Source organism: Arthrobacter sp. UYEF36 (genome assembly GCF_040547025.1).
Lineage (GTDB): Bacteria > Actinomycetota > Actinomycetes > Actinomycetales > Micrococcaceae > Arthrobacter.
Window position 1 is genome coordinate 263,303 of sequence record NZ_JBEPOX010000002.1, and the last position, 16,585, is coordinate 279,887.

At 65.3% G+C, this 16,585-nt stretch carries 17 protein-coding genes; 9 read left to right on the forward strand and 8 right to left on the reverse strand.

Translation table 11 applies throughout. From position 1 onward, the window contains the following. The first annotated feature begins 24 nt into the window (after positions 1-24). Complete coding sequence (locus tag ABIB29_RS05265) at positions 25-306, forward strand: Lrp/AsnC family transcriptional regulator (RefSeq protein ID WP_282379365.1); 282 nt, start codon at positions 25-27, stop codon at positions 304-306. A 62-nt stretch (positions 307-368) separates the two neighbouring features. On the opposite strand, the gene trpD is transcribed toward ABIB29_RS05265, so the two are convergent. Next, positions 369-1,427, reverse strand: a complete 1,059-nt coding sequence (gene trpD / locus ABIB29_RS05270; protein WP_354170699.1) for an anthranilate phosphoribosyltransferase — start codon at positions 1,425-1,427, stop codon at positions 369-371. 112 nt (positions 1,428-1,539) lie between these two features. On the opposite strand from trpD, the gene ctaE reads away from it, so the two are divergent. The 4 genes from ctaE to qcrB all read left to right on the forward strand — a co-directional run bounded on the left by ctaE (position 1,540) and on the right by qcrB (position 5,918). Next, positions 1,540-2,214 carry an aa3-type cytochrome oxidase subunit III gene (gene ctaE / locus ABIB29_RS05275; RefSeq protein ID WP_502915552.1) on the forward strand — a complete coding sequence of 225 codons (675 nt, stop codon included), beginning with the start codon at positions 1,540-1,542 and terminating at the stop codon, positions 2,212-2,214. Positions 2,215-2,302: 88 nt separating this feature from the next. Beyond that, positions 2,303-3,088 (forward strand): cytochrome bc1 complex diheme cytochrome c subunit, encoded by a 786-nt coding sequence (gene qcrC, locus ABIB29_RS05280; RefSeq protein ID WP_354170703.1) that lies wholly within the window; start codon positions 2,303-2,305, stop codon positions 3,086-3,088. 102 nt (positions 3,089-3,190) lie between these two features. Beyond that, positions 3,191-4,261: a cytochrome bc1 complex Rieske iron-sulfur subunit gene (gene qcrA / locus ABIB29_RS05285; RefSeq protein ID WP_354170705.1), complete on the forward strand. Its 1,071-nt coding sequence runs from the start codon at positions 3,191-3,193 to the stop codon at positions 4,259-4,261. Further along, positions 4,239-5,918, forward strand: a complete 1,680-nt coding sequence (gene qcrB, locus ABIB29_RS05290; protein ID WP_354170707.1) for a cytochrome bc1 complex cytochrome b subunit — start codon at positions 4,239-4,241, stop codon at positions 5,916-5,918. Before qcrA ends, qcrB begins: the two co-directional genes overlap by 23 nt. A gap of 91 nt (positions 5,919-6,009) precedes the next feature. Here the strand turns inward: qcrB and ABIB29_RS05295 are convergent, their stop codons facing one another. Beyond that, the gene (locus tag ABIB29_RS05295; RefSeq protein ID WP_354171093.1) at positions 6,010-6,777 is read right to left on the reverse strand and encodes a GntR family transcriptional regulator; all 768 of its coding nucleotides are present in this window, start codon (positions 6,775-6,777) and stop codon (positions 6,010-6,012) included. Between the two features lie 189 nt (positions 6,778-6,966). Here ABIB29_RS05295 and ABIB29_RS05300 point away from each other — a divergent pair, with 189 nt between their 5' ends. Further along, on the forward strand, positions 6,967-7,260 hold the full coding sequence (locus tag ABIB29_RS05300; RefSeq protein ID WP_354170709.1) for an HPr family phosphocarrier protein: 294 nt from the start codon (positions 6,967-6,969) through the stop codon (positions 7,258-7,260). Positions 7,261-7,367: 107 nt separating this feature from the next. On the opposite strand, the gene ABIB29_RS05305 is transcribed toward ABIB29_RS05300, so the two are convergent. From ABIB29_RS05305 to ABIB29_RS05325, 5 genes are all read right to left on the reverse strand, one after another. Beyond that, on the reverse strand, positions 7,368-7,769 hold the full coding sequence (locus ABIB29_RS05305; RefSeq protein ID WP_354170711.1) for a cytochrome c oxidase subunit 4: 402 nt from the start codon (positions 7,767-7,769) through the stop codon (positions 7,368-7,370). Further along, positions 7,766-9,490: an aa3-type cytochrome oxidase subunit I gene (ctaD, locus tag ABIB29_RS05310; RefSeq protein ID WP_354170713.1), complete on the reverse strand. Its 1,725-nt coding sequence runs from the start codon at positions 9,488-9,490 to the stop codon at positions 7,766-7,768. The genes ABIB29_RS05305 and ctaD overlap by 4 nt, the downstream gene beginning before the upstream one ends. Positions 9,491-9,500: 10 nt before the next feature. Then, on the reverse strand, positions 9,501-10,373 hold the full coding sequence (gene ctaC / locus ABIB29_RS05315; protein ID WP_354170715.1) for an aa3-type cytochrome oxidase subunit II: 873 nt from the start codon (positions 10,371-10,373) through the stop codon (positions 9,501-9,503). A gap of 199 nt (positions 10,374-10,572) precedes the next feature. Further along, a complete protein-coding gene (locus ABIB29_RS05320) occupies positions 10,573-10,962 on the reverse strand; it encodes a HesB/IscA family protein (protein ID WP_354170717.1) in 390 nt (129 codons plus the stop codon). Positions 10,963-11,134: 172 nt separating this feature from the next. After that, complete coding sequence (locus ABIB29_RS05325; RefSeq protein ID WP_354170719.1) at positions 11,135-12,565, reverse strand: dipeptidase; 1,431 nt, start codon at positions 12,563-12,565, stop codon at positions 11,135-11,137. A 113-nt stretch (positions 12,566-12,678) separates the two neighbouring features. Here ABIB29_RS05325 and ABIB29_RS05330 point away from each other — a divergent pair, with 113 nt between their 5' ends. Then, complete coding sequence (locus ABIB29_RS05330; RefSeq protein ID WP_354170721.1) at positions 12,679-13,278, forward strand: DUF3043 domain-containing protein; 600 nt, start codon at positions 12,679-12,681, stop codon at positions 13,276-13,278. A 93-nt stretch (positions 13,279-13,371) separates the two neighbouring features. On the opposite strand, the gene ABIB29_RS05335 is transcribed toward ABIB29_RS05330, so the two are convergent. Then, complete coding sequence (locus tag ABIB29_RS05335; protein ID WP_354170723.1) at positions 13,372-14,445, reverse strand: quinone-dependent dihydroorotate dehydrogenase; 1,074 nt, start codon at positions 14,443-14,445, stop codon at positions 13,372-13,374. Between the two features lie 67 nt (positions 14,446-14,512). Here ABIB29_RS05335 and ABIB29_RS05340 point away from each other — a divergent pair, with 67 nt between their 5' ends. Further along, a complete protein-coding gene (locus tag ABIB29_RS05340) occupies positions 14,513-15,520 on the forward strand; it encodes an alpha/beta hydrolase (protein ID WP_354170725.1) in 1,008 nt (335 codons plus the stop codon). Continuing rightward, complete coding sequence (locus tag ABIB29_RS05345; RefSeq protein ID WP_354170727.1) at positions 15,517-16,569, forward strand: alpha/beta hydrolase; 1,053 nt, start codon at positions 15,517-15,519, stop codon at positions 16,567-16,569. Before ABIB29_RS05340 ends, ABIB29_RS05345 begins: the two co-directional genes overlap by 4 nt. The last annotated feature ends 16 nt before the right edge of the window (positions 16,570-16,585 follow it).

Here is a 16,585-nt window from a genome sequence, read left to right on the forward strand (position 1 = left end):
CAACAGATCCGGAAAGGCTCACACGTGGTCACTGCTTTCGTCCTGATTAAGACAGACGCTTCCCGCATCCCGGAGACCGCGGAAGAAATCTCCGCCATCCAGGGCATCAGCGAGGTCTACTCCGTGACCGGCGAGTGGGACCTCATCGCGATCGCCCGGGTTCCGAAGCATGACGATCTGGCGGATGTCATCGCGGACAAGCTTTCCAAGGTGGCCGGCGTGGTCCACACCACCACCCAGATCGCGTTCCGGGCCTATTCCCAGCACGACCTCGACGCGGCCTTCGCGCTCGGCTTCGAACAGTAAGCTTCCGCGGGACCCGGTCCCGGCAGCTGAGTTGGCCCGGCGGCCGGCGTACCCGGGACCGTTCAGCTGCGCGAGAGCGCGACCCACCGGTCCAGCACCGCTGCCGCCGCACCCGACTCGATGGACTCTTCTGCGCGCTTCAACGCGGCGGCCATCCGCTCACTGAACGGTCCGGCAGCATCCAGATCAAAAGCCACGAGTCCGGCAGCAGCGTTCAGCAGGGCTGCATCGCGCGCCGAACCGGGGCCGCCGGCAAGCACGGACCGCACGACGGCGGCATTGGCCGCAGCGTCCCCGCCGCGCAGTTCCTCAAGGGTTGCCTGGCGGACGCCCAGATCCCGCGGATCGAACATTTCCTCACTTACGGCCCCGCTCCGGATTTCCCACACCCGGGACGGCCCGGTGGTGGTGAGCTCGTCGAGGCCGTCACTCCCCCGGAACACCAGTCCGCGGCTGCCACGCTTGGCAAGTACCCCGGCCACCAGCGGAGCCATGCGCTCATTGGCCACCCCGACCGCCGAGGCCTGCACGTGGGCCGGGTTGATCATGGGGCCCAGGAAGTTAAAGGCCGTCGGTACGCCGAGTTCCCGGCGGGCGACGGCGGCATGGCGCATCGAAGGGTGGAATACCTGGGCGAAGCAGAACGTGATGCCCGCCTCTTCCGCGTTGAGGGCAACCCGCGGGATCGGCAGGTCCAGCCGGACCCCCAGGGCTTCGAGGACGTCCGCGGACCCGGAGGTCGAGGACGCTGCACGGTTGCCATGCTTGACCACCTTGGCCCCGGCGCCGGCCGCTATCAGCGCTGCCATCGTGGAAATATTCACCGTGTTCTGCTGGTCTCCACCGGTTCCGACGATGTCCAGCTTCTGCCCTGCTATCTCAATGGGGCTTGCGTTAGCAATCATCGCCTCGACCAGGCCGACCAGTTCGTCCACGGTCTCGCCCTTGGACCGGAGTGCCACGAGGAAGCCGGCAACCTGGGCCGGCGTGGCCTCCCCCGACATGATCGAGTTCATCGCCCACTCCGTGTTGCCGGTGGTGAGATCCGTCCCGCCAATGAGTGCGTTAATGAGCCGCGGCCACGTGTTGACTGCCGCCTGTGCAGATCCCTGAGAAGTCACGTTCTGATGCTATCGAGGTGCACACTGCAAAGACCAATGTGAACCGGCCCGGGAACTTTTCCGCGCGAATTCGCGTCTTTGTAGAAAAAGTCCCCCCAAAACGCGGTTTGCGTTGGGCAGGAGGGAGTTTTATAGACATAATGTCTATGTGACATCTGCGACCCATGCCCCCAGTACCCCGGCGCACCCGACGCTGAATCGCCCGAACATGGTTTCTGTTGGAACCGTAGTCTGGCTGTCCAGTGAGTTGATGTTCTTCGCCGGTCTCTTCGCCATGTACTTCACACTCCGTTCGACTTCCGGACAGATGTGGGCCGACGAGACAGCCAAGCTCAACTTCCCCTTTGCGCTCATCAACACGATCGTCCTTGTGGCAAGTTCCTTTACTTGCCAGATGGGCGTCTTCGCCGCTGAGCGGCTTCAGCCGCGTCGAAGCGGCGGTCCCCTCAGCTTTACCCGCTGGGGAATGAACGAATGGTTCACCGTGACGTTCGTCATGGGTGCCGTCTTCGTGGCCGGCCAGGCGACTGAGTACGCCATGCTCGTTTCCGAGCATGTCTCACTCTCCTCCAACGCCTACGGATCGGCGTTCTACATCACCACGGGCTTCCACGGCCTGCACGTTATCGGCGGCCTGGTTGCCTTCCTCCTCATCATGGGCCGCTCCTTCGCAGCGAAGAAGTTCGGCCACTTTGAAGCAACCTCCGCGATTGTCACCTCGTACTACTGGCACTTCGTCGACGTCGTCTGGATCGGCCTCTTCCTGGTCATCTACGTGCTCAAGTAGAAAAAAACCTGACTCTTGTTCTACAAGAGGTAGAATCTCAAGAAGTGGCTCCCGGAGCCAACGCAGGATCGAAAAAAGGAACCACCACGTGAAGGCACTCTCGCAGAAGCGACGTCACCCACTCGCAGCAATTGCACTGCTGCTGATGGGCCTCCTGGTCACTGGTGGGCTGTACGCCGTAGCCACCACCGTCAACCAGGCCAAAGCCACTACCAGCTTCAGCGCAAATGACGCAGAGGAAGGCGGCAAGCTCTTTGCCGCCAACTGCGCCACCTGCCATGGCATGGGCGCCAGCGGGTCCCAAGCCGGCCCCTCCCTGGTTGGTGTCGGCGCTGCCGCCGTTGACTTCCAGGTTGGCACCGGCCGTATGCCCATGCAGATGAACGGCCCGCAGGCCTACAAGAAGCCCGCCCAGTTCAACGAGGAGCAGACGCACCAGCTGTCCGCTTACGTTGCTTCGCTCGGCCCCGGCCCGTCCATCCCGGAGGCAAGTGTCCTCGATGGCCAGGGCGACGCCGCCAAGGGCGGGGAACTGTTCCGCGTGAACTGTGCCATGTGCCACAACGCTGCGGCTGCCGGCGGCGCCCTGACCCGGGGCAAGTTCGCTCCGGCCCTGAGCGGTGTCTCCGAAAAGCACATCTACGAAGCGATGGTCACCGGCCCGCAGAACATGCCGGTCTTCAGCGACGCCAACGTCAGCCCGGAGGGCAAGCGCGACATCATCACGTTCCTGAAGCAGATCGAAGCCAACGGCTCTCCCGGCGGCGCGGATCTGGGTGCTTTGGGTCCGGTGTCTGAAGGCCTGTTCGTCTGGATCGCCGGTCTGGGTGTCATCATCGCGTTCACCATCTGGCTTACGTCCCGGACGTCCTAAGCCCACCTGCTGCACCTGTAAGAGTTTTCTGCTGACCCGTCAGCAGTTTGAATTGAAAGCTAACTCGGCATTCGCCGAGACGAGAGAGGGATGAGGCGAATTATGGGCAACCATAGTGACGGCAGTCCGAACCACTCGGGCACCGTAGCTACGGCTGGTCAGAATGAGGTGGAGAAGTTCCAGGATCCTGGACTTCCTCCGCATCGTTTGCGCCTGGCCGACACGGACCCGAAGGCCGCCAAACGAGCAGAACGGCAGGTAGCCCTTCTGTTCGGGACCTCGGTCGTTGGCACCCTGATATTCCTGGTGGCGTACTTTGCCATCGATCTGGGGGACGGTACCGGGATCGCGACGGTCCGGCTGCAGAACATGCTGCTGGGCCTCGGCACCGCCTTTGCCATGCTTGGCATCGGCACCGGCATCGTGCACTGGGCCAAAGCCCTCATGCCGGACCATGAAGTCTCGGAAGAGCGCCATGCCATCCGCACCGAGGAAGACCGCCAGGCCGCTGTCCGGATCGTCGACGACATCGCCGAGGAAACCGGCATCAAGCGCCGTCCGCTGATCCGCAACACCCTCTTGGGCGCCGTGGCGCTGGCTCCCCTGCCGGCCCTTGCCATCTTCGGTGATCTGGGTCCGCGTCCTGACGACGCCCTGAAGCACACGATGTGGGCACCCCAGGAGGGCAAGCTCAAGCGGCTTGCCCGCGATCCTGACGGCACCCCCATCAGGGCAGCCGATGTGACCATCGGTTCAGCTTTCCATGTCATTCCGGAAGGCTTGAACGAACTGCACGAACACAAGCTGGAAGAAAAGGCCAAGGCCGTTGTTCTGCTGATGCGCCTTAACCCGGAATCGCTCAATCCTTCCCCGGGACGCGAGGACTGGGCCTATAACGGGATAGTCGCCTACTCCAAGATCTGCACCCACGTGGGTTGCCCTGTTGCCCTGTACGAGCAGCAGACCCACCACCTGCTCTGCCCGTGCCACCAGTCAACCTTCGACCTGACCCAGGAATGCAAGGTTATCTTTGGCCCGGCCAGCCGGCCCCTCCCCCAACTGCCAATCGCGGTTGATTCCGAGGGCTACCTGGTCGCTACCAGCGACTTCAAAGAACCTGTAGGACCTAGCTATTGGGAGCGTGATGAGCATGAGCGCAGTATCAACGCCTAATGCCCCCGCCTTCGTCGCCAAGACCAAGGGCGGCCGCATTACCAACTTCGTTGACGAGCGCGTCGGCGGATCAGGGATGCTCCGCGAGTTCGGCCGCAAGGTCTTCCCGGACCACTGGTCCTTCATGTTCGGCGAGGTGGCGCTGTACTCCTTCGTCATTCTGCTGCTCTCGGGCACCTTCCTGACGTTTTTCTTCGATCCCTCGATGGCGGAGACGCGTTACCAGGGCTCCTACATGCCGCTGAAGAACGTGGAAATGTCGGTGGCCTACAGCTCCTCACTGGATATCTCCTTCGATGTCCGCGGCGGTCTGTTCATGCGCCAGGTCCACCACTGGTCCGCGCTGCTGTTTGTCGCCTCGGTCTCCGTGCACATGCTCCGCGTCTTCTTCACCGGCGCGTTCCGCAAGCCCCGTGAAATGAACTGGGTGGTGGGCAGCGTGCTGCTCATCCTCTCGATGGCTGCCGGCTTCACCGGCTACTCCCTCCCCGATGATCTGCTCTCCGGCAACGGCCTGCGCATCATCGACGGAGTGATCAAGTCCATTCCGGTGATCGGGACGTACATCTCGTTCTTCCTCTTCGGCGGGGAATTCCCCGGCACGATGGTTATCGGCCGCCTGTACATGCTTCACATCCTGCTGGTACCCGCGCTCATCCTCCTGATGATCGTTATGCACCTCTTTATGGTGGTCGTGCACAAGCACACCCAGTACCCCGGCCCGGGACGCAACGACGGCAATGTCGTCGGCTACCCGCTCGGCCCGGTGTACGCGGCGAAGGCTGGCGGCTTCTTCTTCATTGTCTTCGGTGTCGTCGCCCTCATGGCAGGGTTCTTCACCATCAACCCGATCTGGAACTACGGCCCCTACGACCCGTCCCCCGTCTCGGCCGGAACCCAGCCGGACTGGTATATCGGGTTCGTTGACGGTGCACTCCGCCTCATGCCGGGCACCATCGGTAACTGGAGCGTCGAACAGGTCTGGTTCGGCCAGGTCTTCAGCTTCAACGTACTGCTCCCGGCCCTGGTGCCGGCCGGAATTCTCTTCACCGTGATGTTCATGTACCCGTGGATCGAACGGTGGATCACCAAGGACGACCGCGAGCACCACGTTCTGGACCGTCCGCGCAACGCCCCGACCCGCACTGCCATCGGCATGGCCGGCTTCGTCTGGTACTGCGTCATGTGGGCAGCGGCAGGCTCAGACCTCATCGCCACGCACTTCCACGTGTCGCTGAACGATGTGACCTACTGGCTGCGGGCACTGTTCTTCATCGGCCCGGTCATCGCCTTCATTGTCACGAAGCGCATTGCCCTGGCCCTGCAGCGCAAGGACCGGGAGATTGCCCTTCACGGCCGCGAAACCGGCCGCATCGTGCGCCTGCCGCACGGCGAATTCATCGAGGTCCACGCCCCGCTGGACGAATACAAGCGCTACAAGCTCGTCGGCTTCGAGTCGCCGTCTCCGCTTCCCGCGGAGCCGAACGCCAACGGCGTCGTCGACAAGAAAGAGAAGCGCCGCGCGAAGCTGTCGCAGTGGTTCTTCGAGGACCGGGTTGCCCCAGCCACGCCCGCTGAGCTTGAGGCGGCCCATGGCCACCACGGTAGCCACGAGGCAATCGAAGCAACCGACACCCAGAAGACGCTCAGCCGCTAGCCAGCTGCAGTGAACACCAGAAAGGCCCGGTCCACCAGGACCGGGCCTTTCTGCGTTTTCCGCATCTTCAGTAAAACTGCAGGCGTTGCTTTTAGGGGCGGTACCCCGAGGCGTAGTTCCGGGTCGGGCGGACGCCGGGGCGCTGCAGCGGCACCCACAGCTTGTAGCGGTCGGCCCGGTAATAGGACACCGAGTAGTCCACCATCGCCCGGGCCACGAAGGCATGGCGCTGGATCTTCAGCAGGGGCGAACCGACCTCGACGTTGAGCAGGCGGGCCGTGGACGGCGAAGCGGCCGTGGCCTCGATCATGTCCTCGCCCCACTCCATCACCAGCCCGTAACGTTCGCTCAAGACGTTGTAGAGGGATGTAGGCGGTTCGCCGTCGAGCAGCCCGGGCACCCGGTGGGCCGGGATGAAGTTCTCGTCCACACTCATAGGCTCGTTGTCCGCCAGCAGCAGACGGCGGAACCGCACCAGGGGCGTCCCCTCCTCCAGTTGCAGTTCCCGGGCCAGGAAGGCGCTGGCGCCGATCTGCTCGAAGCTGAGGACCTTGGCCGCCGGAACCATGCCGCGACGCTGCATCTCTTCGCTGTAGGAGGTCAGCTTGACCTGCAGGTCCAGCTTGGGTTTGCGGACAAAAGTCCCCAGGCCCACCACCCGCTCGATGACCTCCTCGCCGACGAGGGCATCGATGGCCTGGCGCACGGTCATCCGGGCCAGCCCGAAACGCTCGGCGAGGTCGCGTTCCGAGGGCAAAGCCGACCCCGGCGGGCAGGCACTGACTATATGGGCCCTGAGGATCTCCCTCAGCTGGATGTAGATGGGCGTACCGTTGTTCCGGTCGATCTCGCCGACCATGCGTGCAGCGTCAGAGGGCGCCACTGCGCTGCCTTCCGGAATGAGTCATACCTCAAGGTTAAGCCACGCCCGGCGCAGGTCTAGACCACCGGCTTGTCTTGGTTCGCCCGGGAAGCCGGCCGCGGCTAGGCTTGAATGCGCCGGTCTCCCGCCGGCACCACCGCCCCGATTTTAGACAAGGGAGTCCCGTTGCCAGTTCGGAACGCTGTCGTCCAGGCCACCGTCGGACTCCATGCGCGGCCCGCCGCGCTTTTTGTCCGCGCGGTGCATGACACCGGGTTGCCCGTAACCATCAGCAAACACGGCAGGCCCGGCGTGGACGCCCGCTCGCTGCTGGAGGTCATGACTGAGGACTTCCAGTACGGCTGCGAGGTGCAACTGGCCGTGGCCCCCGACGCAATCCCGGCCCGCTACAGCCCTGACGACGTCGAGGCCGCCCTGGACGGCCTCCGCGCACTGTTGGAGTCCGCCCGCTCCCGCTAAGCGGCACAGGCGCCCTTCACGGGCTCCCCTGCACCAACAACGACGGCGGGCCCCACCAAAAGGTGGGGCCCGCCGTCGTTATTGATCAGTATGTGTCCTGGTGGACGTTAGTGCGCGTGGTCTCCGCGGCTGTATTCGTAGACCCAACCAACCAGGCCAACGACTGCAAGACCGGCCGCGATGTAGACGATCCAGAATCCCACGGCCAGGCCGAGGAATCCTGCGGCCGAGGCGAGGCCGAGGACCAGCGGCCACCAGCTCCAGGGGCTGAAGTGACCCTGCTCACCGGCGCCCTCATGGATCTCCGCATCGCTGCGGTCCTCGGGACGCATCCCGACGCGCTTGGCGGTGAAGGCCAAGTAGGCGCCAATCATGCCGGCCAGGCCAGCTACCAGCAGGAGCGCGAGGTAGCCCACCGGCTCATTCCACTCGGTCAGGAGACCATAGACGATAGCGACCGGGACGAAGAAGAATACTCCGTATCCGAAAATCCTCGACTCGATTTTCACTGGGCTTGATCCTTCTGGTCGGCGTTACCGAGCGTTGCTGCTGCCGGGGCAGGAGACTCGATGGTGTATGACTGCGAGAGTTCGGGGTGGTGAAGGTCCAGGGCGGGACGCTCCGACCGGATCCGCGGCAGCGAGGTGAAGTTGTGTCGCGGCGGCGGGCAGGACGTCGCCCATTCCAGCGACGCGCCGAAGCCCCACGGGTCATCCACTTCGACGCGCTCGTTGCTGCGCCAAGTGATGTAGACGTTCCAGAAGAACGGGATCAGCGAGGCGCCCAGCAGGAAGGAGGCGTAGGTGGAGAACTGGTTCATCCAGGTGAAGTTGTCCTGCGGCATGTAGTCCGCGTAGCGGCGGGGCATGCCCTCGACGCCCAGCCAGTGCTGGATGAGGAAGGTGCCGTGGAAACCGAGGAACAGCATCCAGAAGTGGATCTTGCCAAGGCGCTCGTTGAGCATCTTGCCGGTCCATTTCGGCCACCAGAAGTAGAAGCCGGCGAACATTGCGAACACCACGGTGCCGAAGACGACGTAGTGGAAGTGCGCCACCACGAAGTAGGAGTCTGAGACGTGGAAGTCCAGCGGCGGGGACGCGAGGATGATGCCGGTCAATCCGCCGAAGAGGAAGGTCGCCAGGAAGCCGATGCTCCACAGCATGGGGGTTTCGAAGGTGATGGAACCCCGCCACATGGTGCCGATCCAGTTGAAGAACTTCACACCGGTTGGAACGGCGATCAGCATCGTCATGAAGGAGAAGAACGGCAGCAGGACCGAGCCGGTGACGTACATGTGGTGCGCCCACACGGTCACGGACAGTGCGGCGATGGAGATCGTGGCGTAGACCAGGCCCTTGTAACCGAAGATCGGCTTGCGGCTGAAGACCGGGAAGATCTCCGAGACGATGCCGAAGAACGGCAGTGCGATGATGTAGACCTCGGGGTGGCCGAAGAACCAGAACAGGTGCTGCCAGAGGACGGCGCCGCCGTTCTCCGGGTCGAAGATGTGGGCGCCGAAGCGGCGGTCCGCGCCAAGGGCGAAGAGAGCTGCGGCCAGCGGCGGGAAGGCCATCAGGACCAGGATCGACGTGACGAGGATGTTCCAGGTGAAGATCGGCATCCGCCACATGGTCATGCCCGGGGCCCGCATGCAGATAATCGTGGTGATGAAGTTGACCGCGCCGAGGATGGTACCGAAGCCGGTGAGCGCCAGGCCGAAGACCCAGAGGTCACCGCCCACGCCCGGGCTGAACGTCGTGTTGGACAGCGGCGCATAGGCGAACCAGCCAAACGATGCCGCACCCTGCGGGGTGATGAAGCCGGACACGGCGATGGTGGAACCGAAGAGGAAGAACCAGAAGGCCAGGGCATTCAGCCGCGGGAAGGCGACGTCGGGGGCGCCGATCTGCAGCGGCATCATAACGTTGGCGAAGCCGGCGAACAACGGCGTCGCGAACATCAGCAGCATCACGGTGCCGTGCATGGTGAACAGCTGGTTGTACTGCTCTTTGGTCTGCAGGATCTGCATGCCGGGCTCGAACAGCTCGGCGCGGATCAGCAGCGCCATGACTCCGCCGAAGCAGAAGAACACAAAGGACGCGATCAGGTACATGTACCCGATGGTCTTGTGGTCGGTGGTCGTGATCCAGTTGACGACGATGCGTCCCTTGGACTTCGGTACTACGGGAGCCTCAAGGATCCCGGTGGGCTGTGAATAGGTAGTTGCCACGTCGCTCCCCTTACTTGGTTTCGGTCGGGGCCGGGTTGCGGTCGTACTCTTCGCCGAGCAGGCCCGTGTTGCCGTCCTGGCGCAGCTTCTCCAGGTGCGCCTGGAATTCGGCGTCGGAGACGACCTTCACGCGGAACAGCATTTCGGAGTGGTATTCGCCACAGAGTTCGGCACACTTGCCGTCGTAGGTTCCCTCCTTGGTGGGGGTGAACCTCATGTAGTTGGTCTTTCCGGGGATCATGTCGCGCTTCTGCAGGAAGGCGGGAACCCAGAAGGAGTGGATGACGTCGCGGGCGTTCAGCTCCACGTCAACCGACTTGTTGACCGGCAGGTACAGGGTGGGCAGCTTTTCCTTGTCCACTTCCTCGCCGGTGAGGTGCGCCTGGACGCCGGCTTCGTGGACATCCTCCTGGATGACCTCGCCCTTTTTGTAGTTGAAGTCCCACGCCCACTGCTTGCCGCGGACGTCAACGACGACGTCGGCCGGCTCGGCGCGGTTGTCGATCGCCTGCTGGTCGCGGTCGGTGAAGTAGAAGAACACCAGGACCATGAACAGCGGGATCGTCAGGTAGAAGACCTCAAGGGGCAGGTTGAAGCTGTTCTGCCGCGGGAACCCGACGGTGCCTTTGCGGCGCCGGTAGGCCACGATGCACCAGATCATCAGGCCCCAGGTAATGACGCCCACGACCAGGGCGGCAATCCATGAGTTGACCCAGAGGTCCATGATGCGGTCAGTGTGGTTGGTGGTGCCACGCTCAGTGGGCAGCCACCCTTTCTGTACCTCTGGTGAACATCCAGTCAAAGCCAACGCGCCGGCGAGTGCCAAGCCAGTGATCGTAGTGATCTGTTTGCGTCGGCTGCCGGTTCGGTTCTGCGAACTCACAGACGGCCCTTCCTACTTGTTGCTGTCGCCCGGGCCGCAAAATGGCGGTCAGGGCACACTAAAAGTTTTACTACTCGGTGTAGAGCTTACCGCTCCCCGCGAGTTTTCGCCCACATGTCCGCGCCGTGCGTCGGGACCTTTTTGACGGGCCCGCTCGTTATGAATCCTGCGGCACTAAGGCCGGGCGGATTGCCCGGCCTTAGTGGAAGGAATCACCGCAGGCGCAGGAGCCGCCGGCGTTGGGGTTGTCGATGGTAAAGCCCTGCTTGGAGATGGTGTCCTCGAAGTCGATGCTGGCGCCGCTGAGGTACGGGACGCTCATCTTGTCGACCACAACTTCAACGCCGTCATAGTCGCGGACAGCGTCTCCGTCGAGGAGTCTTTCGTCGAAATAGAGCTGGTAGATCAGGCCAGAGCAACCGCCCGGCTGCACGGCCACCCGGAGGCGCAGATCGGTGCGGCCTTCCTGCTCGAGCAGGCTGCGAACCTTGCCGGCCGCGATGTCGGTCAGCTTGACCTCGTGCGTGGCCAGTTCTTCGCCCGCCGTGGCGGTGGTGTCGGCGCTGTTTTCATTGGTTGTAGTGCTCATGGCCTACCTTCTAACGACGGTGGTGGCGGCGCCGCTCCCGCGGCACCCGCCCCTACTTGAACGGTACGGGCTATAGCTACATGCTACGTCGATCAGCCCTGTAGCTCTAACTCCTGCCGTAACCGACCCAGCCGGCTGGATGTTCCCTGGGGAACACTCCCGGCCGGTCCGCTCAGGCCAGTCCTTCCTCATTCAAGCGGGCCAGCATCAGCGCTTCGGCCACGATGGCGTTCCGGAAGTCCGCGAGGTGGAGGGATTCGTTCGCGCTGTGCGCCCGGGAATCGGGATCCTCGACGCCGGTGACCAGGATCTGCACGTCCGGGTACAGCTCGGTCAGGTCGGCAATGAACGGAATCGAGCCACCGATGCCGGTCTCCACCGCCGGCACGCCCCATGCCTCGCCGAGGGCCCACATCGCGACGCTGGCAGCCTTGGAGGAAGTGTCCGTGAGGAAGGCGTTGCCGCTCTCCCCCGGGGTGAAGACCACGTGGGCGCCGAACGGCGCGTTGGCTTCCACGTGCCGGCGGACGGCGTCCATCGCCTCGGCCGGATCCTGTCCGGGCGCGAGCCGGAGGCTGAACTTGGCGCGTGCCCGCGGCAGGAGGGTGTTGGAGGCGACGTCCACGGCGGGGGCATCGAAGCCGATGATCGACAGTGCCGGTTTGGTCCACATCCGCGAGGCGATTGTGCCGGTGCCGGCCAGCCGGACGCCGTCGAGGACCGAGGCGTCGGCCCGGTACTGCTCTTCGGAGAGGTCAACGGTGACGTCGTCCCGGCTGGCCAGGCCGGCAATCGCCACGTTGCCCTCCTCGTCGTGCAGGGTGGCGATCAGCCGGGAGAGCAGGGTCGGCGCGTCCAGCACGGGGCCGCCAAACATGCCGGAGTGGACAGCGTGGTCCAGGACCTTAACCTCGATGGTGCCGTCGACCAGGCCGCGGAGGCTGGTGGTGAGCGCGGGGATGCCGACCTTCCAGTTGCTGGAGTCAGCCACGACGATCACATCGGCGCGCAGCAGCTCCCGGTGGGTTTCCAGGAAGGTGCGGAAGGTCGGCGAGCCGGCTTCCTCCTCCCCCTCGAAGAAGAAGGTCACGCCGAGGCCAAGGTCGTCGCCCAGCACGCGGCTCACGGCCGAGTAGGCGGCGATGTGCGCGAGGATCCCGGCCTTGTCGTCCGCCGCACCGCGCCCGTACAGCCGCCCGTCGCGCTCGACGGCGGTGAACGGCTCCGTTTCCCACAGGGCCAGGTCTCCGGTGGGCTGCACGTCGTGATGCGCGTACAGCAGGATTGTCGGCTTGCCCTCGGCGGCGGGACGGCGGGCGACGACGGCCGGGCCGCCGGGGGTCCCGTCTTCCTTGTTGCACCGCAGGATCTGGACCTCGTCGAAGCCGCTGGCACGGACGAGTTCGGCGACGGCGTCGGCGCTGGCGTTCAGCGGGGCGGGGTCGAAGCTGGGCCAGGCGATGCCCGGGATGGCAACGAGCTCCGTCAACTGGGCGATCGTGGTGTCGAACGATTCGGTGACCGCCTGGCGGAGGGCCTCGGTGTCGACGTTTCCGACCAGGGCGGCAGTGGTTTGCGGGTTCCCCGCGGGTGATGAAGTCATGGCCAGAACACTACCGGTGCCGCAGATCACTCGAAACCTTGAACACTGACACAGCGGGTCATACGCTGTGTGGGCTGGGTCTCGCGCGTGCCGCCCCGGGGTATTCTGTAGGGGTGTTTGGACGTAAAAAAGAAGCGCCATCGGCGCAGGACATAGTTGACCAGCAGGCGGCCGGGGCAGAAGCCCGGGACACCGCCCTCGGCAAGGGCGCGCCCACGCCCAAGCGCAGCGCGCAGGTGGCGGCCCGCAAACGGCCGCTCGTGCCGGAGGACCGCAAGGCCTCCAAGGCCGCAGAGCGTGCAGCGGTCCAGGAGCAGCGGCTCAAGATGCGCCGTGCCATGGACACCGGCGATGAGAGGTTCCTGCCGCTGCGGGACAAGGGTCCGCAGAAGCGGTTCGCCCGCGACTATGTTGATGCCCGCTTCAGCCTTGGCGAGTACCTGATGTTCGGCGCGCTCATCTTCGTGATCGTCTCACTCCTCGTCCCGGCCTCCAGCGAACAGATGATCTACGTCCTGGGCGGGTTCTGGGTGATGTTCCTGGCGGTCTTCGTCGACGTCTTTATCCTGTCCCGGAAGCTCAAGAAGCGCCTGGCCGAGAAATTCGGCGACGTGGAGCGCGGCACCGTCTGGTACGGCTCCATGCGTTCGCTGCAGTTCCGCCGCCTGCGCCTTCCCAAGCCGCTCGTCAAGCGCGGCGAATACCCCGCCTGACCCCATTCAACACCAAGCCCCCGGCAGTCTGGCTGCCGGGGGCTTTGTCGTCTCCCGGGTTTCGGGGGGACGGCCCGTGCGGGGCCGCGCGGCCTAGCGCCGGGACGGGTGTTTCGCGAGCAGCCGGTTGATACGGGCGGCCCAGAACGGACCCTCATAGAGGAACGCCGTGTATCCCTGCACGAGGGTGGCGCCGGCGTCGAGCCGTTGCTGGACGTCCTGCGCGGTTTCGACGCCGCCCACCGAGACCAGGGTCAGTTTGCCTCCGGTCGCCGCCTTCAGCCGGGCCAGTACCTCCAGCGAGCGTTGCTTCAGCGGGGCTCCCGAAAGCCCGCCGGCGCCGCATGCCGCCACCTTGTCCGGGCTGGAGGCGAGTCCGGTGCGGGCGATGGTGGTGTTGGTGGCGATGATTCCGTCCAGGTTCAGGTCCAGCGCCAGCCGCGCGACGTCGTCGATGTCGTCATCGCTGAGGTCCGGGGCGATCTTGACCAGCAGCGGAACGTGGCGTCCGGCAGCCTCGTCCGAGGCCTCCCCTACGGCCGTCAGCAGCGGGCGCAGTGTTTGGACATCCTGCAGCAGCCGCAGGCCCGGGGTGTTCGGGGAGCTGACGTTGACCACGAGGTAGTCGGCGGCGGGCGCCAGGCTGCGGGCGCTGCTGAGGTAGTCAGCCACAGCGTCCTCGAGTTCCACGACCTTGCTTTTGCCGATGTTGACGCCGATCACCGGTCGGACACCGGGGTGTCGGCGCTGCAGGGCGGCGCGGGCGGACTTCAGCCGGGGCGCCACTGCGGCGGCCCCATCATTGTTGAAACCCATCCGGTTGATGACGGCCCGGTCCTCGAGCAGGCGGAAAAGCCGCGGCGCGGGGTTCCCGGGCTGGGCCTGGCCGGTAATGGTGCCGACCTCCACGTGCCCGAAACCCAGCTCGGTGAGGGCCTCAATGCCGTGGCCCTCCTTGTCGAATCCGGCCGCCAGGCCGAACGGGGAGGGGAACGTCAGGCCGAACGCCTGGGTCTGGAGTGATGCCGCCGGGGAGGTGAACTTCTGCAGCACCCGTCCGGCGCCGCAGGAGTGGACGAGCCGGATGGCCTTGAAGCCGATCTTGTGGGCGCGTTCGGCGTCCATCCATGAGAAGGCCAGCCGGAAGAAAGTCGGATATACGCGCATGGCTCTAGTTTTCCGGTTCCGGCGGCCCAGACCAAACCCGCGGGCCACCGGGCGTTAGCATGAAGCCATGGAATGGGTACCCGATATCCTCGGCGACGACTTCGAAGCCTGCACCTTCCCGGCCGCCGGCCCCGACGGCGTCGAGCGGACTGCCACGCTGGTCCGGCACGTCCCCGGTGCAGGGAGTGCCGCCGGCGGGGGTGCAGCCGGCGGGCCCCGGCCCCGCGCCGTGCTGTTCCTGCACGGCTGGAGTGACTATTTCTTCAACGAGGAACTCGCCGAATTCTGGACCGGCCAGGGCTTCGCGTTCTTCGCCCTCGACATGCACAACCATGGGCGCAGCCTCCACGCCGGCACCCACGGCGGCTATGTGGCCGACCTGGACGACTACGACGCCGAGATCACCGCGGCGATTGACATCATCGCCTCCGGGCAGGCCGGGGCCGAATCCCGGCCGACCGTGGCGCTGATGGGGCATTCCACCGGCGGGCTGATTGCCGCCCTGTGGGCCAGCCGGCATCCGGGGATGGTCTCGCAGCTCATCCTCGACAGCCCGTGGCTGGAAATGCACGGCAGTCCGGCCGTGCGCCGCGCAGCACGGACCATGGTGGAACCGCTCGCGCGGTTCCGGCCCGAAGCCGTCATCCGGCTCCCCGAACGAGGCTTTTACTGGCGCAGCGTCAGCAGCGCCGCAGAGGGCGAATGGACCCTGGATGACAACTACCGCCCGCGCCGGGCGTTCCCCGTCCGGGCCGGCTGGCTGAGCGCAGTCCTCACCGGGCAGTCGCGGGTGGCGCGGGGATTGAACATCGACATCCCGATCCTGGTCCTGATCTCCGGGGCCAGCGCCAACGGGATGTTCTGGAAGGAATCCATGCGGCGCACCGACGCGGTTCTGGATGTCAACACCATTGCCCTGCGTGCCCTCAGCCTCGGCCGGACCATCACGCTGGAACGGATCGACGGCGCCCTGCATGATGTGTTCCTGTCCGCCCCGCGCGTCCGCGCCGACGCCTACGCCCGGCTTGCCCGCTGGCTCCGCGCCTACGTGCTGGACGACGGCGGCTCCGGATGACCGTTCCCGCGGTGCGGCCGCTGTGGCGGGACGACGTGCTGGGCAGCCGCTTCGCGAGCCTGGAACTGCCCCTGGCTGCGGACGACGAAGGGCCTGTTGTCGCGACCCTGGTGCGGCATACCGGCCCGGGTGGCGTTGCCGCCGGGCTGACCGAAGCGGCTCTGGCGCGCCGGCGTCCCGCCCTCCACGGGACGCAGGCGCCGGCGAAGGTGGTCCTCTACCTGCACGGCTGGGCGGACTATTTCCTGCAGGCCGAACTCGCCGATCACCTCGTTGCCAGCGGCTTCCACTTCTACGCCTTGGACCTGCGGAAGTTCGGGCGCAGTCTCCGCGACTGGCAGACCCCCGGTTACACGACCGATCTGGCCGTTTATGACGAGGACATCGCAGCGGCGCTGGCAGCGATCGGTGGTGACATCGCCGGCCGAACCGGCAGCTCCGTCGCCCCGACGGTGCACCTGCTCGCGCATTCCCTCGGTGGCCTCGTGGCGGCACTGTGGGCGGACCGGAATCCGGGGAAGCTGGGCACCCTGGTCCTCAATGCGCCCTGGCTGGAACTGCAGGGCAGCAGCCTGATCCGGAACATCGCGGTGCATTTGGTGGAGCCCCTGGCGCGCACGGACCCGCGCCGGGCGCTCCTGCTGCCCAGCATGCCCGGCTACTGGGACAGCGTGAGCGGCACCGCGCACGGCGAATGGGTGCTGGATCCCGCGTGGCGTCCGAAGGAATCCTTCCCCGTCCGGCCGGGCTGGATGAAGGCAGTCCTGGCCGGCCACGCTGCCGTGGCCCGGCGGCTGGACATCAGCTCGCCGGTGCTCGTGATGCTCTCCGGACGCACCCGGATCCAGGCCGAATGGTCCCAGGAACTCATGGATCTCGACGCCGTGATCGATGTCGAGGAAACAGCGCGCAGTGCGCTCCGGCTGGGCCGCCGGGCGGCCGTCTTCCGGTACCCGGGGGCGATCCACGACCTCTTCCTGTCCCGCCGCGCAGTGCGGCAGGAAGCCTACGACGACCTGGTCCTCTGGCTCAGCCTGTACCCGGGCTGACCCGGCCTGCGCGGGG